We start from the raw sequence: 234 nt of genomic DNA on the forward strand, positions 1-234 counted from the left end.
TTATTGCACCGGCAGGAAATTCATCAGCAACAGGCTTTGTGCGTAATTGAGGCCAATGCGCCGGTAGCGCTCATCAAGGATCTGGGTAAGCAGGTCCAAACGCGCGACGATCTTGCCGAACTCAACGGCAAAACTGAGGTTACTGCCCTCCTCCGATATTTCATTGGAAAACAACAGCAACACGCCGTTGGCATCCTGACGCTGGCTGAGCAACCAGGTGGCCTTTTCGATATT

General features: G+C 52.1%; 1 pseudogene. It reads right to left on the minus strand.

Going from position 1 to position 234, the window contains the following annotated elements:
* Positions 1–234 (minus strand): annotated as a pseudogene (locus AAEZ05_RS30285) (hypothetical protein); the annotation flags it as partial.

Origin of the sequence: Pseudomonas sp. HY13-MNA-CIBAN-0226 (genome assembly GCF_040310305.1) — a bacterium.
GTDB classification, from domain to species: domain Bacteria; phylum Pseudomonadota; class Gammaproteobacteria; order Pseudomonadales; family Pseudomonadaceae; genus Aquipseudomonas; species Aquipseudomonas gregormendelii.